This window comes from Streptomyces thermovulgaris (assembly GCF_002155915.1).
Taxonomy (GTDB): domain Bacteria; phylum Actinomycetota; class Actinomycetes; order Streptomycetales; family Streptomycetaceae; genus Streptomyces; species Streptomyces thermovulgaris.
Genome location: NZ_MUME01000034.1, coordinates 38,007 through 59,873, shown reverse-complemented (window position 1 = coordinate 59,873; position 21,867 = coordinate 38,007). Strand labels below are relative to the sequence as shown.

General features: G+C 71.9%; 15 protein-coding genes. 3 read left to right on the top strand and 12 right to left on the bottom strand.

What is annotated here, in order from left to right; all coding sequences use genetic code 11:
• Positions 1–4: 4 nt before the first annotated feature.
• Together rpsP and CCN35_RS04150 are read right to left on the bottom strand one after the other, a co-directional pair.
• Positions 5–424, bottom strand: a complete 420-nt coding sequence (gene rpsP / locus CCN35_RS04155) for a 30S ribosomal protein S16 (RefSeq protein WP_067395654.1) — start codon at positions 422–424, stop codon at positions 5–7.
• A gap of 393 nt (positions 425–817) precedes the next feature.
• Positions 818–1,414 carry a hypothetical protein gene (locus tag CCN35_RS04150; RefSeq protein WP_067395657.1) on the bottom strand — a complete coding sequence of 199 codons (597 nt, stop codon included), beginning with the start codon at positions 1,412–1,414 and terminating at the stop codon, positions 818–820.
• A gap of 542 nt (positions 1,415–1,956) precedes the next feature.
• On the opposite strand from CCN35_RS04150, the gene CCN35_RS04145 reads away from it, so the two are divergent.
• Positions 1,957–2,838: an SAM-dependent methyltransferase gene (locus tag CCN35_RS04145; protein ID WP_086791544.1), complete on the top strand. Its 882-nt coding sequence runs from the start codon at positions 1,957–1,959 to the stop codon at positions 2,836–2,838.
• Positions 2,839–3,091: 253 nt separating this feature from the next.
• On the opposite strand, the gene ffh is transcribed toward CCN35_RS04145, so the two are convergent.
• From ffh to nsdA, 5 genes are all read right to left on the bottom strand, one after another.
• Positions 3,092–4,639: a signal recognition particle protein gene (gene ffh, locus CCN35_RS04140; RefSeq protein ID WP_067395664.1), complete on the bottom strand. Its 1,548-nt coding sequence runs from the start codon at positions 4,637–4,639 to the stop codon at positions 3,092–3,094.
• A 221-nt stretch (positions 4,640–4,860) separates the two neighbouring features.
• Complete coding sequence (locus CCN35_RS04135; protein ID WP_086791542.1) at positions 4,861–7,275, bottom strand: [protein-PII] uridylyltransferase; 2,415 nt, start codon at positions 7,273–7,275, stop codon at positions 4,861–4,863.
• Between the two features lie 25 nt (positions 7,276–7,300).
• Entirely contained in the window at positions 7,301–7,639 is a 339-nt protein-coding gene (locus tag CCN35_RS04130) for a P-II family nitrogen regulator (RefSeq protein WP_067395669.1), read from the bottom strand.
• Positions 7,636–9,015 carry an ammonium transporter gene (locus CCN35_RS04125; RefSeq protein ID WP_067395672.1) on the bottom strand — a complete coding sequence of 460 codons (1,380 nt, stop codon included), beginning with the start codon at positions 9,013–9,015 and terminating at the stop codon, positions 7,636–7,638. The genes CCN35_RS04130 and CCN35_RS04125 overlap by 4 nt, the downstream gene beginning before the upstream one ends.
• A gap of 258 nt (positions 9,016–9,273) precedes the next feature.
• Positions 9,274–10,767, bottom strand: a complete 1,494-nt coding sequence (nsdA, locus tag CCN35_RS04120; RefSeq protein ID WP_067395675.1) for a transcriptional repressor NsdA — start codon at positions 10,765–10,767, stop codon at positions 9,274–9,276.
• 445 nt (positions 10,768–11,212) lie between these two features.
• Between nsdA and CCN35_RS04115 the strand changes: the two genes are divergently transcribed.
• Positions 11,213–11,884, top strand: a complete 672-nt coding sequence (locus CCN35_RS04115) for a bifunctional DNA primase/polymerase (RefSeq protein ID WP_067395678.1) — start codon at positions 11,213–11,215, stop codon at positions 11,882–11,884.
• Between the two features lie 335 nt (positions 11,885–12,219).
• Here the strand turns inward: CCN35_RS04115 and ftsY are convergent, their stop codons facing one another.
• The 5 genes from ftsY to CCN35_RS04090 form a co-directional block, all read right to left on the bottom strand.
• Positions 12,220–13,428 (bottom strand): signal recognition particle-docking protein FtsY, encoded by a 1,209-nt coding sequence (ftsY, locus tag CCN35_RS04110; RefSeq protein ID WP_067395681.1) that lies wholly within the window; start codon positions 13,426–13,428, stop codon positions 12,220–12,222.
• A gap of 379 nt (positions 13,429–13,807) precedes the next feature.
• Positions 13,808–15,226 carry a sugar porter family MFS transporter gene (locus CCN35_RS04105; RefSeq protein ID WP_086791540.1) on the bottom strand — a complete coding sequence of 473 codons (1,419 nt, stop codon included), beginning with the start codon at positions 15,224–15,226 and terminating at the stop codon, positions 13,808–13,810.
• A 316-nt stretch (positions 15,227–15,542) separates the two neighbouring features.
• Positions 15,543–19,145 carry a chromosome segregation protein SMC gene (smc, locus tag CCN35_RS04100; protein WP_086791538.1) on the bottom strand — a complete coding sequence of 1,201 codons (3,603 nt, stop codon included), beginning with the start codon at positions 19,143–19,145 and terminating at the stop codon, positions 15,543–15,545.
• Positions 19,146–19,387: 242 nt separating this feature from the next.
• Positions 19,388–19,591 carry a hypothetical protein gene (locus CCN35_RS04095; RefSeq protein ID WP_067395688.1) on the bottom strand — a complete coding sequence of 68 codons (204 nt, stop codon included), beginning with the start codon at positions 19,589–19,591 and terminating at the stop codon, positions 19,388–19,390.
• A gap of 378 nt (positions 19,592–19,969) precedes the next feature.
• Positions 19,970–20,251: an acylphosphatase gene (locus CCN35_RS04090; RefSeq protein ID WP_086791536.1), complete on the bottom strand. Its 282-nt coding sequence runs from the start codon at positions 20,249–20,251 to the stop codon at positions 19,970–19,972.
• A 169-nt stretch (positions 20,252–20,420) separates the two neighbouring features.
• Here CCN35_RS04090 and CCN35_RS04085 point away from each other — a divergent pair, with 169 nt between their 5' ends.
• Positions 20,421–21,575, top strand: a complete 1,155-nt coding sequence (locus CCN35_RS04085) for a CAP domain-containing protein (RefSeq protein WP_067395694.1) — start codon at positions 20,421–20,423, stop codon at positions 21,573–21,575.
• Positions 21,576–21,867 lie beyond the last annotated feature (292 nt).

Here is a 21,867-nt window from a genome sequence, read left to right as displayed (position 1 = left end):
TTGCTCAGGCCTCGGTCGACTCGGACTCGGCAGCGGCCTCGTCCTTCTTCTCAGCCTTCTTCTTCGGGGTGATCGCCTCACCCTTGGCCTCGTCGTCCCCGGTGAGGGCCTCGAACGACGGGCGCGGGGCCTTCTCCTCCGGCTGCAGCAGCGGGGCGGGAGCGGGCTCGCCCTTGAACCGCTGCCAGTCACCGGTCTTCTTCAGGATGGCGAGCACCGGCTCGGTCGGCTGAGCGCCGACGGAGAGCCAGTACGCCACACGCTCGGAGTTGACCTCGATGCGCGAGGGGTTCTGCACCGGGTGGTACAGACCGATCTCCTCGATCGCCCGGCCGTCGCGACGGGTGCGGGAGTCGGCGACGACGATGCGGTAGTGAGGCGAACGGATCTTGCCCAGACGCTTCAGCTTGATCTTGACTGCCACGGGAGTGGGTTCTCCTGGAATTGACGTGGTGGGCACGACGAAGCCACCGCGTGGGGATGCGGTGTCCGAGGTGCCCGGTGGACGCGTCAGCCGGAGGAGAGAGGGATCCTGGCGGCTGTCGAGTACAGCTAGCCATTGTGCCATACCCGGCGGGGCTCCTTCGGAGGAGGGCGGGGCGAACCGCACCCGGGCAGGCTCGGGCGGCACCCGGGGGTCCGGGTGCCGCGGATGGGTGTGTCGGCCCGCGCCCGCGGGGTGCCGCCGCGCCCGCCCGTGCCGCCCCGGACCCCTGCCCGAGAGGCCCGGGAGAGGCACGACTGTCCGCGGCTCGCACCCCGCGGGGCGCGCCTGCCTGTCGGTCACGGAGCGCGGCTGCCACGAGCAGCCGCGTTCCTAGCCCGCCGTCGCTCCCACGGGTTCCGGGATCCTGAACGGCTGGCCGCAGCCGCCGCACACGATCGGGGCCTGGGCCAGGACCGAGGGGACGACCCGGACGTTGCGCCCGCAGTCGCACACCGCCTTGACCCGGACGCCGCCGCCGGAGGAGCCGTGGCGGGCGGCCGGGCCGCGGAAGGTGCGGCTGGTGTCGGCGGACGTGGCCGCCATGTGCGCCTTCAGCGCCCGCTGGAGGCGCTCGATCGTCGGTCGGTACCGCCGCTTCGCCTCGGGGCTGAGCCGGACCAGGGAGAAACCGCTGCTCGGGTGCGGCTCCTCGGGATGGTCCAGGCCCAGTTCCTCGGCGATCGCGAGGAACCTGCGGTTGTGATAGCGGCCGGCGCGGGAGGTGTCGCGCACACCGCGCGCGGCGGCGATGCCATGGACTGCCTCGTGCAGCAGTCGCTCGAAGGAGAGTTCGCGTCCGCATGCGGACGACGACTCCCCGATCAGGGACTCAGGCGCGGCAAGATCTGGCAGCTCGGGGTGGAACCGCTGAATGTCGGCCCACGCCTGTGCCAGCTCTGCGGCGAGAACAGGTGGTGTCGTGCTCACGTAAGGAGAACGAGTCGAGGTGTCGTTGTGTTCCTATTCCGGGGCATCCCAAATAATTTGCACGTACCCGTCAGTTGCCACTGATGCATCCTGACGAGGGCGGGTGCGCTGATCTGCGGAGAAGTCTCGCACCTCCTCCCAAGGTGGTGCGCAAAGGGGAGCACGCGCCGGCGCGTACGCGTGTCGCGCACGCCGGCACTGAAGGATCGCGCCACGCGCAAGAGGCGTTTCGGTCGCTTCCCGGCCCCGAGGGCCTCGCTTCGGTCAGCGTCCGCGGCCCTTGCGACGTTACCGCGTACGCCACCGGCCCCATGTCACGGATCCGACCGGACCGTCGACTTCCGGACACGCCGGCCCGCGCCCGGATTGCCGAATCATGAGGTTCCGAGCGGGGCGCCTTTGGCGCCAACCGGGAGCACACGCCCCCTGGACGCGAGGGAAGGCTCGCAGTTACCTGGCTTACGAGGATGCGGGGGCGCACTGCACGGGGGCCACGGACATCGGGCACAGCGGCAACTCTCGGCGGATTGGGGCGCTTATCCATGACACCTACGCTCGCGCGGCAGCACGCACGGCACGCAGGAACGGCACCCCCCGTGGACCCACGTGCACGCGCGCGTGACTGGTCCGAGATCCAGGAACGGATGCTGGTCCCGCTCTACGAGGCGGTCTACGAGCGGCTGGAGGTGGGCGCCGGCACACGGATGCTGGCCCTCGGCTGCGGCTCCGGGCTGGCCCTGCTCCTGGCGGTGTCCAGGGGCGCGACGGTCACCGGGGTCGACTCCTCCTGCCCGGAACGGCTCGCCCTCGCCCGGCAGCGGCTGCTGCCGAAGCCGTGGGACACCCGCGCGCGTACGGCCTCCGCGGCCCCCTCCCGCGCTCCGGCCGTCCGGATCGTCGACGGGACACCGCAGGACGCCGCCGACGACCGTGCGCCCTACACCCTGGTGACCGCCTTCGAGCCGATCGGCTGCCTCACCGGGGACCTGGAGGAACTGGTCGGTCTGCTCACCGCGGCGACACCGCTGGCCGCGCGGGGAGCACCCGTGGTGCTGACCGGCTGGGGGCCGCCGGAGCGCTGCGCCACCTCGGCCGTCCTGCGGGCGGCCGGCAGGCCGCCCGACCCGTCGCGCGGCCCGGGCGGCCGGCGCCCCGCCCGGCGCGACGACCTCGAGGAGGCGGCCCGTCGTGTCGGACTGCGGCCGGACGGCTCCGGCCGGATCTCCTGCCCCTTCGGCTACGCCGACCTCGACAGCGCGGTGCGCGGTCTGCTCTCCACGGGGCTGTTCGACGCGGCGATCGCCGCGACCGACCGCGACCAGGTCGACAAGGAGCTGGCGGAGGCCCTGCACCCCCACCAGCGGCCCGACGGCACGGTGTGGATGCCGAACGTCTTCCGCTACCTGATCGCCCGGACGCCCTGAGGCACGGGCGCCCTGAATCCCGGGGCCCCGGAGCGCGGATGCCCTGGATCTCGGGCGCCCGCAAGGCGGTCGGGTGTCTTCGCGTCCTTTCCCGGCCAGGACATTCCTTCCCGGACGGCCGCGTCCCCGCGCTCCGGCAGGCACCGGCCTCCGGCGCTCTCCCCCGGCGCCTCCCCGGCGGCCCCCGCACATGCGCCGAGGGCGTCCCCTCGCGGAAGGACGCCCTCGATGCCGCACCGCTGCCGTGCGGGGTTCAGCTCATGAACTTCTTGAACTCCTCCGGGAGCTCGAAGCCCTGACCGCCCTGCTGCGGCAGCCCGAAGGCGCCGCCGCCCTGGGCCGCGGCGCGGCGGGCCGCCGCCTCCTGCTCCTGCTGCTTGCGCTTCATCGGGTTGCCGGAGCGCTGCCTGCCCTTGGCCTTCTTCTGCTGCTTCCTCGCCCGGCCGGGGCCGCCGCCCATGCCCGGGATCCCCGGCATGCCGGGGAAGCCGCCGCCCTGGGCCATGCGGGACATCATCTTGCGGGCCTCGAAGAAGCGCTCGACCAGGTTCTTGACGGCGCTCACCTCGACACCGGCGCCCTTGGCGATACGGGCGCGGCGGGAGCCGTTGATGATCGTCGGGTCCTGGCGTTCGGCCGGTGTCATCGACTTGATGATCGCGGCGGTGCGGTCGACGTCGCGCTCGTCGATGTTGTTGATCTGGTCCTTGATCTGGGCCATGCCGGGCAGCATGCCGAGGAGCTTGGAGATCGACCCCATCTTCCTGACCTGCTCCATCTGGGCCAGGAAGTCGTCCAGGGTGAAGTCCTGCCCCTTCTTGGACGCCAGCTTGGAGGCCATCCTCTCGGCCTCTTCCCTGCTGAACGTCTTCTCCGCCTGCTCGATCAGGGTGAGCAGGTCACCCATGTCGAGGATGCGGGAGGCCATCCGGTCCGGGTGGAACGCGTCGAAGTCCTCGAGCTTCTCGCCGTTCGACGCGAACATGATCGGCTTGCCGGTGACCTGGCGGATCGACAGGGCCGCACCACCGCGGGCGTCGCCGTCGAGCTTGGAGAGCACCACGCCGTCGAAGCCGACGCCGTCGCGGAACGCCTCCGCGGTGTTGACGGCGTCCTGACCGATCATGGCGTCGACGACGAACAGGATCTCGTCGGGCTGGATCGCGTCCCTGATGTCCGCGGCCTGCTGCATCATCTCGGCGTCGACGCCGAGACGGCCGGCGGTGTCCACGATCACGATGTCGTGGAGCTTGTTCTTCGCGAAGTCGATGGAGTCCTTGGCGACCTTGACCGGGTCGCCCACACCGTTGCCCGGCTCGGGTGCGTAGACGGCGACGCCGGCCCGCTCGGCGACGATGCTGAGCTGGTTGACGGCGTTCGGGCGCTGGAGGTCGGCGGCGACCAGCACCGGGGAGTGCCCCTGATCCTTGAGCCACTTGCCGAGCTTGCCCGCGAGGGTGGTCTTACCGGCACCCTGGAGGCCGGCGAGCATGATCACGGTGGGGGGCTGCTTGGCGAAGCGGAGACGACGGGTCTCGCCGCCCAGGATCTCGACGAGTTCATCGTTGACGATCTTGATGAACTGCTGTGCCGGGTTCAGCGCGCGGGAGACCTCGGCGCCGAGCGCCCTTTCCTTGACCCTCTTGATGAAGGCCCGGACGACGGGAAGCGCCACATCGGCCTCGAGGAGCGCGATGCGGATCTCCCGGGCCGTGGCGTCGATGTCCGCCTCGGACAGCCTGCCCTTGCCCCGCAGGGACTTGAAAGTGGCTGACAAGCGGTCGGAGAGAGTGTCGAACACGATGGCGTCGGTCCTCGGGATTCGGGGGCGTTCTCGGCTGCCCTCCAGGGTATCCGGCTCCGCAAGTGAACCGTCCCCGCCCGTTGGGCCCAGTGGGCGAGGACACCCTCCCGCAGCTGCGGGAAGCGGCGGGACACGCCGTCCGGCCGGCCCGGCGCGGCCGGATCACCCCCGCGCCGGCGAAAGGCACGCCCTGGCCGGGGGACGCGGAGCGGCGGGTGTCACGCCCGCAGCGCCTCCTCCAGCATCCGTGCCATCGACGTCGCGTCCGGCTCCGGCAGCGGCTCCCCCGTGTCCGTCGTGACGTAGAAGGCGTCGACCGCGTTCGCTCCCAGCGTGCTGACGTGCATGCTCCGCACCCGCGCTCCCGCCTTCTCCAGCGCCCGGCCGATCCGGAACAGCAGCCCCGGTGCGTCCTGCGCCCGGACCTCGATCACGGTGGCGTGCCGGGAGGCGGCCGGGGCGACCGTGACCCGGGGCGGTGGCGCCCCGGCCCCGCGGCGCCAGCGGTGGGCCGCGTCCCGCTCGGCGAGGCGGGTGGCGATGTCCAGGGAGCCGTCCAGGGCCCGGGCGAGGTCGGCGCGCAGCCGGTCCGCCGGGGGCGGGGAGCCGTACTCGGCGGCGACCCGCCAGTCCAGCAGCAGTACGGAGCCGTCGCCGACCTCGTCCGGCAGTTCCAGGGCGCGCAGCCCGGCCGTGCGGACGGTGAGCCGGTGGACGGCCAGCACTCCGGCGACGGCGGGCAGGACGCCCGGCTGGTCGGGGACGGCGATCAGCAGCTCGACGCCGAGGGGCTCGGGCTCCTGCGAGGATCCCTCCGCGTCCGTCCCCGGGTGCTCCCCGGCGGGCGGCTCGGGCCGTGCGTGCAGGGCCAGCGCCGGACCGCCCGTGCGGAAGGCCTCGACGGCCAGCCGCTCCTGCTCGGCGGTGGGTGCGGCGGGCCCGGGCTCCTCGGGGGCGTCCCCGGTGAGGACGGCCGAGACCCGCCTCACCAGTTCGGAGACCAGAAAGCCGCGCCAGGAGGACCATGCGGCCGGGCCGGTGGCCAGGGCGTCCGCCTCGGTCAGGGCGTGCAGCAGCTCCAGCGTGCCGCGGGTGCCGACCGCCTCGGCGACCGCGCGGACGGTGGCCGGGTCGTCCAGGTCGCGCCGGGTGGCGGTCTTGACGAGCAGCAGGTGGTGGCGCACCAGGTCGGCGAGCACGGCCGCGTCGGCCTGGTCGAAGCCGATGCGCAGGGCCACGTCCCTGGCGATGGTCCCGCCGGTCACGCAGTGGTCGCCGGGCCATCCCTTGCCGATGTCGTGCAGCAGGGCGGCGACCAGGAGCAGGTCGGGGCGGTCGACACGGCGGGTGAGCGCGGAGGCGTGCACGGCCGTCTCGATCAGATGGCGGTCGACCGTCCAGCGGTGGACGGCGTTGCGCTGCGGGCGGCAGCGCACCCGTTCCCAGTCGGGCAGCAGCCGGGTGATCAGGCCCTCCGCCTCCAGGGCCGTCCAGATCTGGACGGCGGGACGGCCGGAGCCGAGCAGGGTGACGAACTGTTCGCGGGCCTCGGCGGGCCATGGCGTGGGCAGGGGGCGCGCGGTGGCGGCGAGGTGCCGTACGGCGTGCGGGGAGAGCGGGAGCCCGGCCTGTGCGGCAGCGGCCGCGGCACGCAGGAGAAGCACGGGGTCGCGTTCGGGGCGTGCCGTGAGGGCGAGGCCCACCTCGCCGTCCTGCTCCACCACCCCTTCGGCGAGCGGGGACCGCTCCGCGGGGGGCTTTCCGCCGCCCAGCAGGGCGCGCAGCCTGGGCCGTGCGGCCCGGGCCTTGAGCACACGCCGTACGTCCCGCCAGGTGAGGTCGCCGGCGTAGGACAGGACGCGGGCCGCCTCGTACACCTGGCGCAGGAGGGCGTCGGCGTCGAGCAGGCCCAGCGCGGCGGCGACCTGGTCCTGGTCCTCCAGGGCGAGCCGGTCGGTGGCGCGGCCCGTGGTGAGGTGCAGGGCGTCGCGTACGTCGAGCAGCCGGCGGCGGGCGTCGGCGAGGCCCGCGCGCGGGGGGTCGGCCAGCCAGGAGGCGGCGACGGCGCGCAGCACGGTGGCGTCCCGCAGACCGCCGCGGGCCTCCTTCAGGTCGGGTTCGAGAAGGTACTGCAGTTCGCCGTACCGCCGTGCGCGTTCGGCGCACAGGTCCTGGAGTTCGGGGAGCCGTTTCGGCGCCTGGTTGCGCCAGTCGGCGAGGACCGTGGTGCGCAGTGCGGCCGTCAGGCCGCGGTCGCCGGCGAGGTGCCGGGCGTCCAGCAGGCCGAGCTGGACCCTGAGGTCCTCCCCTGCCGCCCTGCGGGCCTCGGCGGGGGTGCGGACCGAGTGGTCGAGGGTGAGGCCGAGGTCCCACACGGGGTACCAGAGGCGGTCGGCGAGGGTGGCGATCTCCTCGGCGTCCCCGTTGTCGTGCAGCAGGAGCAGGTCCAGGTCGCTGCGGGGGGACAGCTCGCCGCGCCCGTAGCCGCCGACGGCGACGAGGGCGACGCCCCGCCCCTTGGCCGCTCTGTCGAACAGCCCGGCCAGCCACTCGTCGGTCAGTGCGGCGAGGGCCGCCGCGTAGCCACCGGGGTCCGGTTTCTCCGCCTGGCTTCGCACGTCTGTCCTCTTCACCCGGCGACTCCCGTCCTCGTGCTGTTCAGAGCGCGTCCGGGCCACGCTCTCCGGTCCGGACACGGACCGCTGTCTCGACCGGCACGGACCAGACCTTGCCGTCGCCGATCTTGCCCGTGCGGGCCGCCTTGACGATGACCTCGATCAGCTGTTCGGCGTCGTCGTCCTCGGCCAGTACCTCGATACGGATCTTGGGCACCAGGTCGACGGTGTACTCCGCGCCCCGGTAGACCTCGGTGTGGCCGCGCTGCCGGCCGTAGCCGCTCGCCTCGGTGACGGTGAGGCCGTGGACGCCGAATGCCTGCAGGGCTTCCTTGATCTCGTCGAAACGGTGGGGCTTGACGACGGCGGTGATGAGTTTCATGCGTCCACCTTCTTGCTCTCCGTGGCGGCTCCGCTCGGCAGGGCGGGCCCGCCCTGTGCGGCGGGTCGGACCGGGCTGGTGACGGCGGTGACGACCCCGCCGCCCGCGCCGGTGAAGTCGTAGGCGGTCTCGGCGTGCTGGGACCGGTCGATGCCGGAGATCTCCTCGTCCTCGGAGACCCGCATGCCGATGGTCCGGTCCAGGAGGAAGGCGAGGGCCGCGGAGACGACCAGGGAGTAGGCGAGGACCCCGATCACGCCGACGCACTGCTTCCACAGCTGGTCCAGGCCGCCGCCGTAGAACAGGCCCTTGACGTCGGACTGTCCCGTGCCGCTGGCGAAGAAGCCGACCAGCACGGAGCCGATGATGCCGCCGACCATGTGGACGCCGACCACGTCGAGGGAGTCGTCGTAGCCGAGCCGGTACTTCAGGCCGACCGCCATGGCGCACAGCACACCGGCGACGGCGCCGACCGCGATCGCGCCGAGCGGGGTGACCGCACCGCCGGCCGGGGTGATCGCGACCAGACCGGCGACCGCGCCGGAGGCGGCGCCCAGCGTGGTGCACGCACCGTGGCGGATCTTCTCGTAGGCGAGCCAGGCGAGCACGGCGGCGGCGGTGGCGATCTGGGTGTTGACGAACATCAGCGCGCCGACGCCGTCGTCGTTGCCGAGCCAGGATCCGGCGTTGAAGCCGAACCAGCCGAACCACAGCAGGGCCGCGCCGAGCATGACCAGCGGCAGGCTGTGCGGACGCATCGGGTCCTTGTTGAAGCCGACGCGCTTGCCGATCACAAGGACGACGGCGAGGGCCGCGGCTCCGGCGTTGATGTGGACCGCGGTGCCGCCGGCGAAGTCGATCACGCCGAGCTCGTAGGCCCAGCCGCCGGCACCCCAGACCCAGTGGGCGACCGGGAAGTAGACGACCGTGGCCCACAGCACCAAGAACAGCGTCCAGGCGGTGAACTTCACCCGGTCGGCCAGGGCGCCGCTGATCAGGGCGGGGGTGAGGACCGCGAACATCAGCTGGAAGACGGCGAAGACGAAGACCGGGATGGTGGTGTCGGGCCAGAGGTCCGTCTTGCCGATCCCGCTGAAACCGACGAAGTCGGAGGTCCAGCCGATGAGCGAGCCGTGGTCGGTGCCGAAGGCCATCGAGAAGCCGTAGAGCACCCAGAGAACGGTGACGATGCCGAGGCTGATGAAGCTCATCATCAGCATGTTGAGTGTGCTCTTGACACGGACCATGCCTCCGTAGAAGAAGGCCAGACCCGGGGTCATCAGCATCACCAGGGCGGAACAGATGAGCATGAAGCCGGTGTTGGCGGACGACAGCCTGGGCGCGTCCGCCGCCAGCATGACGGCGGCTGATGCCATCGCGTCTCCTCGTCGGTGTGAGGGGGCGGGCCGAGCGGTTTTGCGCCACGAGACTCGCGCAGCACGGTTTCGGCGGCCGCTCCTCGGTGTTTCACCGGCGTGACGAAGGCGCCCGGTGTGTTACGCGTCGGTGAATCAGTTGTGAAACCGGCCGCGGCGGCCTTCCGATGACCTGGCATGGGGGAGCCGAGTCGGGCAGTTCGGGAAGGCCGGCCGCGGCCGGGGCTCAGAGGCGGGACGACGCGGAACGGTGCGGGCTCAGACGGCCTCGAGGGTCTCGGGCAGCTCGGCGGCGAGCTGCTCGGTGAGGTCCATGATCTCCCCGCAGTCCCCGTAGTCGCGTACGGCGTTGTCGACGGTCTTCCGGATACGGGTGTTCACGCGCTCGGAGCGCACTTTCTTGGCCACTTTCATGGCGCGGGTGACGTACTGGGTGCTCTGCTCGGGCTCGCGCTGGAGCAGGTGCACCGTGGCCATGCCGATGAGGTTGAGCGCGTACGACCGCTGGTGCTCCCGGTCCTTGGCGAACAGGTCCACGGCCTTCCGCATCAGCGGCTCGGCCAGGGAGGCGTAGGTGGGGCTGCGGCCGGCGACATAGGCCAGGTCGCGGTAGGAGTGGGAGTTCTCGGCGTGCAGCTCGGCCTCGGAGAAGAAGCGGATCCAGTCGGGGTCGGGCTCGTCCCAGTCCTCGGCGTCGGCGAAGGTGTCCTCGGCCATGCGCACCGCGCGCTTGCATCTGCCGGGCTGGCCCATGTTGGCGTAGGCCCGGGCCTCCAGCGCGTACAGCATGGCCTGGGTGCGCGGGCTCGCGCAGTCCCGGCTGCCGTACTGGGCGAGGTGGATGAGCTCCAGGGCGTCCTCGGGGCGGCCGAGGTGGATCATCTGGCGGCTCATGCTGGACAGGACGTACGAGCCGAGGGGCTTGTCACCGGCCTCCTTGGCGGCGTGCAGAGCCAGGACGAAGTACTTCTGCGCGGTGGGGTGCAGGCCCACGTCGTAGCTCATCCAGCCGGCCAGCTGGGACAGCTCAGCGGCGACCTTGAAGAGCCTGCGGGTGGTGGCCTCGGGCTGGGGTTCCTGGAGGAGGTCCGTCACCTCGTGCAGCTGGCCGACGACGGCCTTGCGGCGCAGACCGCCGCCGCACTGGGCGTCCCACTTCCGGAACATCTTGGTGGTGGTCTCCAGCAGCTCCAGCTCGGGCCGGGAGAGCCGGCCGAAGCGGCGGGAAGAGCTCTGCGTCTGCGGTTCGGGCTCCCGCTGGGGGGCGGGAGGCGAGGGCACGAGCCAGCGCTGCAGCGGCTCGATGAGGGAGGGCCCCGCGGACAGCGCCAGCGAGGTCCCGAGGAAGCCGCGCCGCGCCAGCATTAAGTCGCTGCGCGAGAACTCGCTGAGCAGGGCCACGGTCTGCGGGCCCGTCCAGGGCAGGTCGACGCCGGTCGCGGAGGGTGCCTGGCGGGCGGTGCGCAGGCCGAGGTCCTCCACGGAGACGACGCAGCCGAAGCGCTCGGAGAACAGTTCCGAGAGGATCCTCGGGATCGGCTCGCGCGGGTTCTCGCCGTCCAGCCAGCGCCTGACACGCGAGGTGTCGGTGGAGACGTGGTGGGCGCCCAGCTGACGGGCACGGCGGTTGACCTGCCGGGCGAGTTCTCCCTTGGACCAGCCACTGCGCACGAACCATGAGGCGAGCAGCTCGTTCGGGCGCTTGTCCACGCTCGCCACGCCCGTCCCGCCGCCGCCGTTGCTGCCGCTCACTGGAAAGCCCCCATCCCTGAGACCACTCGTCGCTGAGTGCGCCAAGCCCTATCAGAATGCCCGTCAATACGGCTGTCCGTCCGCCGGTTCTCAACTCTTCGCCCGAACTGCCGGGCTTGCCTCCGGCATACCCGTATGTGCATGTGCCCCAGGACTCGCGCACTTACAGTAATCCCACGATCACTCGTACAGCCATGGGGGTCCATGAAACGCCACCATTCGCCACCCCTTCGAATGAACTCCCGCCGAGCGCGACGCGCTTCACTTGACGCAGGACGGCCGCGGGTGGAGCGGTGCACGCGAGGGCGCGCGCCGCGGGGCGCACCACGCGGAACGCCTCCGGACGCCGCGGGACCCGGCCGCACCGGGGGAGGAAGCGAAGACGGAGAGTCACGATCCGCGGCCGCCTCGTAACCATCGGGGCGGCGAAATCGTTGGAGGGGGCATGGGTTTCACGATCGGCGGCATGCGCGAGATCCGTTCCGGCGCGCGGCGACGCGGCCGGTCGTACCGCTCGTCCCGCTCGTCGGAGTGCACGGCGGTGGCCGAGTACACCGGCCTGTGGGGCTGGGACGTGGTGCGGGGCGCGCGGGCCGTCGGCGGCGCGTGCTCCTGCGGACGCACGAACTGTCCGGCACCGGGCGCCCATCCCCTGGAGTGCGCGCCCGGGATCCCGGCCGGCGCCACGCTCGACGAGGTGACCCGGGCGTGGACGGAGATGCCCGGAGCCTCGGTGATGCTGGCGGTCGGGCGTGCCTTCGACGCCATCGAGGTGGCCGAGTCGGCCGGACGCCGTGCCCTGGCCCGGCTGGAGCGCCTGGGCCTCCCCGTCGGCCCGGTGACCGTCAGCCCGGAGGGCCGCGCGCACTTCTTCGTCGCCCCCGGGGCCGCCGCCGAGCTGCCGTCCCTCCTCTACCGCCTGGGCTGGGACGACCCCGCCTCGCTCGATCTGCGCGGCCTCGGTCCGGGCACCTACCTCACGGCCCCGCCCTCCGACCGGGGCGGCCGGGGTCCGGTCCGCTGGCTCCGTCCGCCCTCCCCGGACTGCGCCGCCCTTCCCGAGGCCCGCCTCCTCCTGGGCACCCTGGCCTACGTGGCCCACCGCTCCCGGGCGTGACGCGGGGCGGACGGCTGCCGTCCGGGGGCTCCCGGCTCTCTTCGCGCGGTCCGTACGGCTCTCTTCGCGTGGTCCGCGCGTTCCTCCTCGCCCTCTTCACGGCCCTCTTCACGATCCGTACGGTCACGGCCGTGCGGCAGCAGCCGCCTCGCGACCGCCGCCCGAGGGGTGGTGCAGCGCGGCGGCCGTGAGCCCGGTGAGCGAGGGAGAGGGCCCGGCCCCGCCGCCGCTTCGGGCACCCGGGAAGCGCGCCCCGGGAGACGGGCCCGTCGACGGCGAACGCCCGTCCCGGGTCCACCGGGGCGGGCGTTCGCCGTTGAAGGGCCGGCGGGCGGTCAGTCGCCGATGAGGGCGTCGACGAAGGCCTCCGGCTCGAAGGGGGCCAGGTCGTCCGGGCCCTCGCCGAGACCGACCAGCTTGACCGGTACGCCCAGCTCGCGCTGGACGGCGACCACGATGCCGCCCTTGGCGGTGCCGTCCAGCTTGGTGAGGACGATGCCGGTGATGTCGACGACCTCGGCGAAGACACGGGCCTGGATCAGACCGTTCTGGCCGGTGGTCGCGTCGAGGACGAGCAGGACCTCGTCGAGCGGGGCGTGCTTCTCCACGACGCGCTTGACCTTGCCGAGCTCGTCCATGAGGCCGGTCTTGGTGTGCAGACGGCCGGCGGTGTCGATGAGCACCACGTCGGCGCCCATCTCCTTGCCCTCCTTCACCGCGTCGAAGGCGACGGAGGCGGGGTCGCCGCCCTCCGGGCCGCGCACGGTGTGGGCGCCGACCCGCTCGCCCCAGGTCTGCAGCTGGTCGGCGGCGGCCGCACGGAAGGTGTCCGCGGCGCCGAGGACGACACTGCGGCCGTCGGCGACCAGGACACGGGCGAGCTTGCCGGTCGTCGTGGTCTTGCCGGTGCCGTTGACGCCGACGACCATCACGATGCCGGGCTTGCTCTCGGCCGGCTCGGTCTTCACGGTGCGGTCCATGTCGGGGCCGATCAGCGTGAGCAGCTCCTCGCGCAGCAGCCCGCGCAGCTCGGCGGGGGTGCGGGTGCCGAGCACGCGGACGCGCTCGCGCAGCCGCTCGACCAGCTCCTGGGTGGGCTGCACGCCGACGTCGGCGGTCAGCAGGGTGTCCTCGATCTCCTCCCAGGTCTCCTCGTCGAGATGCTCACGGGACAGCAGCGTGAGCAGGCCCCTGCCCAGGGCGTTCTGCGACCGGGCGAGACGGGCGCGCAGCCGTACCAGACGGCCGGCGGTGGGCTCCGGAACCTCGATCGCGGGAGCCGGAAGCTCCTCGACGGGCGGCTCCTCGACGGCGACGGGGGGCGACCCGTCGGGCAGGTCCACCTCCTCGATCGTCCGCCGCGGCTCTTCGCGCGGCGTCTCGGCCTCCTCGCCCACATGTGGCTCGGCCGGAGGGGCGGTGATGTCGGGAGGCGAGGGCGGCGGCGGGGGCAGCGGCTTCTTTCGCCTGCCGGCGACGATGAGCCCGCCGAGCGCGCCGAGCACCACCACGGCGATGACTACAGCAAGGATGATGGTTTCCATAACCCTGCCAGTATCAGCCATGGTTTCCGGCCTGAGGGGTTTGCGCCTTCCCCGAAGGAACAAACGGCGCGGACATATATAAGTCGGATCAAAAGAGAGTGGGACGAGCCGCGCCCGCAGCCCTTTTGCGCGCAGGTCCCGTGCGTCCTTCCTCGGGCGACGGAGATCCGCACGGAAGCGCCCCTCCCCTCCTCTCCCTCCTCTCCCTCTTCTCCCTTCTCCTTCTCTCCGTTTCCCTCACCGCCGGGTCCTGCCGGCCCGGATGCGGGGCCCCGCACAAACCGCCGCCCCGCCCGGACGGCGGTCCGGACGGGGCGGCGAACGGGTCGAGGAGAGGGGCGGCGGGGACTGGAAGCCCTTCTCCTCGAGTCTGTGGGGACTAGCCCATCTCCTCCAGCGTCTTGCCCTTCGTCTCCTTGACGAACTTCAGGACGAACGGGATGGAGAGCGCAGCGAAGAACGTGTAGATCACGTAGGTGCCGGAGAGGTTCCAGTCGGCCAGCGACGGGAAGGTCACGGTGATGGCCCAGTTGGCGATCCACTGGGCGGAGGCGGCCACGCCCAGGGCGGCGGCGCGGATCCGGTTCGGGAACATCTCGCCGAGCAGGACCCAGACGACCACGCCCCAGGACAGGGCGAAGAAGAGGACGAAGGAGTGGGCGGCGACCAGGGCGACCAGACCCTGGGTGGCCGGCAGCCTGTCGTCGACCAGCGGGTGCGAGAACGCCCAGGCCTCCAGGGCCAGGCTGACGGCCATGCCGGCCGAACCGATGAGCGCGAGCGGCCTGCGGCCGATGCGGTCCACGAAGATCATCGCGATCACGGTGCCGACGATGTTGATGATCGACGTCGTGAACGAGTAGAGGAACGAGTCCGTCGGGTTGATGCCGACCGACTGCCACAGCGTCGTGGAGTAGTAGAACGCGACGTTGATGCCGACGAACTGCTGGAAGACGGACAGGCCGATACCGATCCAGACGATCCGCTTGAACAGGAAGCTGCCGCCGAGCAGGTCCTTGAAGGAGGACTTGTGCTCGCTCTTCATGGCCTGCTCGATCTCGGCCACCCGGGCGTCGAGGTCGACGTCCTTGCCCTCGACCTCGGCGAGGATCGCGCGGGCGCGGTCGCGGCGGCCGACGGAGAGCAGGAAGCGCGGGGACTCGGGGATGGCGAAGGAGAGCAGTCCGTACAGCACGGCCGGGACGACCATCACACCCAGCATGACCTGCCAGGCCTCCAGGCCCATCAGTGTGCCGCGCTGGTCGCCGTCGGCGGCGTGCAGCAGACCCCAGTTGACCAGCTGGGAGGCGGCGATGCCGACGACGATCGCGGCCTGCTGGAAGGAGCCGAGGCGGCCGCGGTAGGCGGGCGGGGCGACCTCGGCGATGTAGGCGGGGCCGATGACCGAGGCCATGCCGATGGCGAAGCCGCCGATGACACGCCAGAGGGCGAGGTCCCACAGGGCGAAGGGCAGGGCCGAGCCGATGGAGCTGACGGCGAACAGGAGCGCGGCGATCTGCATGCACCGGATGCGGCCGATGCGGTCGGCTATGCGGCCCGTGGTCGCGGCGCCGACGGCGCAGCCGATCAGGGCGATGGCGATGACCTGGGCCAGCTCCGCGGATCCGACGGCGTAGCGGTCACGGATGGCCTCGACGGCACCGTTGATCACGGCGCTGTCGTACCCGAAGAGGAAACCGCCCATGGCGGCCGACGCCGCGATGAAGACGACGTGCCCGAGGTGTTCGGGATGGGCCGTATCGGCTCCTGGCCTGGGGGCTTGCTCTGTGATGATCACGTATGACTCCTCGGGCACGCCGGCAGCGCTGCCGGCAGGGCTCAGCTCTCCGGACGAGAACTGAAGGTAAAAACAACGTTGCAGAGACTATGCGTTCAAGAGTCGAAGTCAATATCGCAGTGATAACGAAGTTCTTCGCTCTTCTGGGGAGCCATTCGTTCACGTGTTGTAGTCAGCCGGTATACAAGGGTCGGCTGCCTTGAAGTCATGGAGGCACGCGGGCCCAGGGCACGGGGGGCTGAGGGCCCCCGGCACGGGAAGTGAAGGCGGCAGGATCCGGAGGACAGGACCCGACGCAGCCGCCGGCTGACGACCCCTAACGCAGCCGCTGGCTGACGACCTTCGACACGCCGTCGCCCTGCATGGAGACGCCGTAGAGCGCGTCCGCCACCTCCATGGTGCGTTTCTGGTGCGTGATCACGATGAGCTGCGAGGTCTCCTGCAGCTCCTGCATGATCCGGATCAGCCTCTGGAGGTTGGTGTCGTCCAGGGCCGCCTCGACCTCGTCCATGACGTAGAACGGGCTCGGACGGGCCTTGAAGATCGACACGAGCAGTGCGACGGCCGTCAGCGACCGCTCGCCGCCGGAGAGCAGGGACAGCCGCTTGACCTTCTTGCCCGGCGGACGGGCCTCGACGTCGACGCCCGTGGTCAGCATGTTGTCGGGATCGGTCAGGACGAGCCGTCCCTCGCCCCCCGGGAAGAGCCGGCTGAAGACGCCCTCGAACTCGCGGGCGGTGTCCCGGTAGGCCTCGGTGAAGACCTGCTCGACGCGCTCGTCGACCTCCTTGACGACCTTGAGCAGATCGGCCCGGGTCTTCTTGAGGTCCTCGAGCTGCTCGCTGAGGAACTTGTGGCGTTCCTCCAGGGCGGCGTACTCCTCCAGGGCCAGCGGGTTGACCTTGCCGAGCCGCTGGTAGGCGCGCTCGGCGGCCTTCAGCCGCTTCTCCTGCTCGGCGCGGACGAAGGGCCTCGGCCGGTTGCGCGGGTGCTCCGGGTCCTCCGGCAGCTGCTCGCCCTCGGCGGGCGGCGAGGGCGGCACGAGCCGGTGCGGTCCGTACTCCTCCACCAGCCCCTCCGGCTCGATGCCGAACTCCTCCAGCGCCTTGGCCTCCAGCTGCTCGATGCGCAGCCGCTTCTCGGCGCCGAGCACCTCGCCGCGGTGGACGGAGTCCGTCAGCTTGTCGAGCTCGGCCTTGAGCTCGCGTCCCTCGGCACGGGCGGCGGCCAGCTGCTGCTCGCACCGGGCCTTGGCGGCCTCGGCGGCGGCGCGCTCCTGCTCGGCGCGGGCCAGGGAGACCTCGACATGGGCGAGCAGCTGCCGGGCGCCGGAGGCGACCGCTCCGGCGACGGCCGCCTCGTGACGCAGCCGGGCGCGCCGCTGCTCGGCACGCGCGCGTGCCTCGCGTTCGGCGCGGGCGGCACGGTCCAGGGAGTCGGCCCGCCCGGCCAGCGCCTTGACCCGTTCCTCGTGCGTACGGACCTGGAGGCGGGCCTCCATCTCGGTCTGGCGGGCGTTGGCGCCGTCGGCGGCGAGCCGGTCCCGCACGGAGGTGTCGGGCTCCTCCTCGATCGGCATCTCCTCGGCGGCGGCGAGCCGTTCGGTGAGTTCCTCGACCTCCTGGAGCGCCTTGTCGAGGGCCTCCTGGGCGCGGTCGGCGGCGATCGCCGACCGCTCGGCCTCCCCGGCGGCGGCGCGCGCCTGCCCGGCGAGCCGGCCCAGCTGCTGCGCGACGGCGGACTTCTCCCGGTCGGCGGCCCGTCGCCGCTCTCCCAGCTCCTCGACGGCGGCGGCGCACTCCTTGCGCCGTTCCTCGGCCCGCCGCTGTGCCTCGGCCAGCTCCTCGCAGCGCACGGCGAGCTCCTCGAGCTCGGCGGCGGCCTCGTCCACGGCGGCCTGCACCTCCAGCAGACTGGGCGCCCCGGCGGACCCGCCCTGCGCGAAGTGCGCCCCGAGCAGATCCCCTTCCGCGGTCACGGCCGTGAGATCGGGCCGTGCCCGGACCAGGTCCTCGGCGTCCTCCAGCGTCCCGACGACGACGATCCCCCGCAGCAGCCGGCGCACGGCGGGCATCAGCCCGGCGGGGCCGCTGACGAGATCGGCGGCGAAGGGGTGGCCGTTCACGGAGGGCACGGCAGGAGACCCCGTGTCCGCCCGGTCCGTCCCGTCCGGCGCGGGGCCGGCCGGGGCGTCGGCCCGGTCGTCCGCGAGCAGCAGGGCCGCGCGGCCCGCGTCCTGTTTGCGCAAAAGGCGCAGGGCCTCCACGGCCGCGGAGGGGGAGGCGACCGCGAGGGCGTCGGCGGCGGCGCCGAAGGCGGTGGCCAGGGGGATCTCGTAGCCGGGGGCGACCGTCAGGAGTTCGGCGACGGGGCCCAGAAGGCCGGTGAGACGGTCCCTCGCGTCGAGCAGGGCGCCGGTGCCGTCCTTGCGGCGCAGCCCGGTGGCCAGGGCGTCGTGCCGGGCCTGGGTCGCCGCCCGTTCGCGTTCCGCCGCCGTGACCGCCTCACGGGCGGCCGTGAGAGCGGCCTCCGCCTCGGCGAGGGCCGCCCTGGCCTCCTCGTGGCGGGCGGCGAGCTCCTCGTCGTCGGCGTCGAGGCCGTCGACCTCGGCCTTGAGGGCCTCGTACTCCTCCTGGGCGCGGGCGGCCCGCTCCCGGGCCTCGTCCCTGGCCGCGGTCAGCCGGTCGATCTCGGCCTGGGCGGAGGCGGCGCGCGAACGGGCCGCGTTCACCTGGCCGTTGAGCCGGGCCAGGCTCTCGCGGCGGTCGGCGATGGCACGCGCCGCGTCCTTCAGACGGCGCTCCTCGACGGCGAGTTGGCGTTCCAGCTCGGCACGGTGGGCGACGGTGTCCTCCAGCGCCCGCCGGGCCGCCTCGAGGGCCGCCTCGAGCTCGGCCTCCTGCTCACGGATGCGGGCGGCCTCGCGCTCCAGGTCCTCCGGGTCGCGTCCGCGCCGTTCCTCGGGCGGCGCGGAGGTGGCGCTCTTCACACGCGCGTCGGCGAGCGAGATCGTGCCGCGCACGCGTTCGGCGAGCTGGGACAGCTCGTACCAGGTCTGCTGGGCGCGCTGCAGGCGCGGGGCGAGCCGGCGCACCTCGTCCTCCAGCAGGGCCTCGCGCTGCAGGGCCTTCCTCAGCTCCTGCTCGGCGGCCTCCTTGCGCTCCCTCAGGGCCGTCTCGTCGGCGATCTCGGCCTTCAGGTCCTCCCGGAGGCGTACGAGGTCGTCGGCCAGCAGGCGCAGACGGGCGTCGCGGAGGTCGGCCTGGATGACCGCCGCCCGGCGGGCGACCGCCGCCTGGCGGCCCAGTGGCTTGAGCTGGCGGCGCAGTTCGTCGGTGAGGTCCTGCACGCGTGCGAGGTTGGCCTGCATCGCGTCCAGTTTTCTGAGCGCCTTCTCCTTGCGCTTGCGGTGCTTGAGGACGCCCGCGGCCTCCTCGATGAAGGCGCGGCGGCCCATGGGGTCGGCGTGCAGGACGGAGTCGAGCTGGCCCTGGCCGACGATGACGTGCATCTCGCGGCCGATGCCGGAGTCGGACAGCAGCTCCTGGATGTCGAGCAGCCGGCAGGTGTTGCCGTTGATCTGGTACTCGCTGCCGCCGTTGCGGAACATCGTCCGCGTGATGGTGACCTCGGTGTAGTCGATGGGCAGCGCGCCGTCGGAGTTGTCGATGGTCAGCGAGACCTCGGCGCGGCCGAGCGGGGGGCGCCCGGTGGTGCCGGCGAAGATGACGTCCTCCATCTTGCCGCCGCGCAGCGACTTGGCGCCCTGTTCGCCCATGACCCAGCTGAGCGCGTCCACGACATTGGACTTGCCCGAGCCGTTCGGGCCGACGACGCACGTGATCCCCGGCTCGAACCGGAGCGTGGTCGTCGAGGCGAACGACTTGAACCCGCGGAGGGTCAGGGTCTTGAGGTGCACGATTTCGGACTTTACCCGGCACCTTCGGCCCACTCCACGAACCCTCGCAGCCGTGCGGTTTCACCTGGGAATGCGCAGGGCAGACCAAAGGTCAAGACGGTGAAAGGATGCTCGGTGCAGGAAATGACGGGGCAAAGGGCGGGGCGAAGAAGGAAGGGACGCCGAAGGCGTCCCTTGCAACTCTGAGCAACCGAGCGGTTGACACGTGCAGCCCGATCACTGCGTCATCTGCGATGCAGTGCTCAGGTGAGCGCAGGCTCCGCCTGGTGTGCGTCGGCGCGCTCCATGACCCTGTTGTGAGAAGCGGCAGCCGCCAGCGCGTCGTTCTCCGCCTGAATCCGTACCAGCTCGGATTCCAGGTCCTGGACGCGCTGCTGAAGCCGTCGCATCTCGGCGAGGAGTCGAGGGTCGGAGCCGCCGACGTAACCGAGAAGCGCCTTTGCCATGATGGATGGTCCTCCACAATGAGTGACCGACCGAAGCGGTGTGGGTCGTGAGGGGTTCGCACCCGTGGTGCTTGGCACTGTTGAGTTTGTGCTGCCGTTCATCCATGCCAAACAGCTCAGGTGCTCGGGCTTTCAGCGTCTCACCAAAAAGTTTGACGGTCAACACGATCACGGCCCGTATCGACGGACATACGGGGGGCGTGCGGCCGGACGAGGACGGCGCCGGGAATCCCGTGAGCCCTTCCGGGTGCAGTGATCATTTCGTGCCGCGCAACCCCCGGAACGGGGTTTCTCGGCAATCACCTGCTCGTTTTCCCTTCGAGCGGATGCCGGCGGCAGTTTTCGCCCCGTCCGCGGGCCCCGCGGGGCATCACACCGTCAGCGGATCATGAAACCGTCGTAGCCGCCGCGCGGTGTGTCCCAGATCTCGGTGACACCGTCCACGCGCCCGGGCGTGTCGCCGCCGCGCAGCCAGTCGAGGAGCTTCTGGCAGCCCTCTTGGTTGCCTTCGGCGACCACTTGTACCCGCCCGTCGTCCAGATTGAGAGCAAAACCACTCAGCCCGCCGATCTCCAGGGCCTTGGCCCTGGTGAACCAGCGGAAACCCACTCCCTGGACATGTCCGCGCACCCACGCGACCAGTCGCACATCCTCGCTCATGCCCGCAACTTAACCGCCCAATGTCCCTGGGGGCACTTCCTCCCCTCACGCCATGCGGTACCGTCCCGACCCAATGAATCTCATATGAAACTCACTCGATCGAGTGAGTCGGGTTGACCGCAACGGCTCAGGTCGCGTGTCGACCACCAGAGATGAGGAAGGCCAGGACATGGGACGCCACCGACGCTCGGACGCCGACCGCGCCGCCACGGGGCGCGCCACGGAGGTCACGGAGACGTACGGCTCTTATGCGCAGGGCCGCGACTCGTGGGACGCCCGCCCGCAGGGCCACGACGACCACTGGGGCACCGCGCCCTATCTGAACCCGGACCTGTACGCCGACGCCCGCACCAAGGCCGAGGAGTACCTCTACGCGACGGACGACGGCCTGCCCCGTGCCGCCGACACCGTGTCCTTCCCGGCCGAGGGCTTCAGCCCCTCGGAGGGACCGCGCAGACGTGGTCACCGCCGGAAGAAGAAGCCCGCGACACCGGTCCGCACAGGGCTGCTCGGCGTCTCGGCCGCGGTCGCCCTCGGCACGGTGGCGGTGGCCACCGGAGCCGTGCCGGGCCTGGAGAACTACAAGCTGGGCGGCGACAGGACCAGCGGCGCCGACAGGGTGCAGGCCGCGGACTCGCCGACGAGCACCGAGAGCCCGCAGGGCGGCACGTCCGGCGACGCCACCGCCCCGGACAGCCGGGCCGGCGGCTCCTCCACGAGCCGCGACGCGAACCGGCCCGGCTCGCCCACGCCGTCCGCCCCGTCGTCGGCCCCCACCACCGCGCCGGGGAAGGCCTCGCCGTCGGCCACGCCCACCGAGGCACCGGCCAAGGAGCAGAAGACCACGGCCCCGGCCGCACCGGCCAGGCCGAAGACCCCGTCGCCCGCCGCCCCCGCCACCAAGGCACCGGACAAGGCAGAGGCCCCGGCGGCGGGACTCTCCAAGGAGGCCGCCGCGGAGGCCGAGGTGCTCAGGCTCGTCAACGAGGAGCGGGCCAAGGTGGGCTGCTCCCCCCTGGCGGCGAGCAGTGCGCTGGCCGACCTCGCCGGGGACTTCAGCAGGGCCATGGCCGAGGGCGGCTTCTTCGACCACACCGACCCCAGCGGCGCCTCGCCGTGGGACCGGGCGGCGAAGGCCGGCATCACCAACCTCGGCGGCGAGAACATAGCCCGCGGCCAGGCCGACGCGGCGGCGGTGATGGAGGCCTGGATGAACAGCCCCGGCCACCGGGCCAACATACTGAACTGCGACTTCAAGACCCTGGGCGTCGGCGTGCACTTCGGCCCCGGCGGACCGTGGTGGACGCAGAACTTCGGCTACTGAGACGACCACAGGCCAGGACGGCTGCACGCCCTCCTGGGCCGGGTCCGGGCCGCCCACCGTCGGTTCCTCGTCCGCGAGGACGCTGATCCGCCGCGGCCCGGATCCGGCCCGGCGCGTGTACGTCCGCGACGTGAAGGCGTGAAGCCGGGGTCGTGGTGGCCCCGGTACTCACCGAGGGCCTTGCTGCTCTCCCCCGCATCCAGCACCTACGGATTCCAGGGCGCTGACATAGAGACGCTGATCGCAACCCGCGATTGGTGACCTGGGAACCGGATCACCTTGATCCACGCTG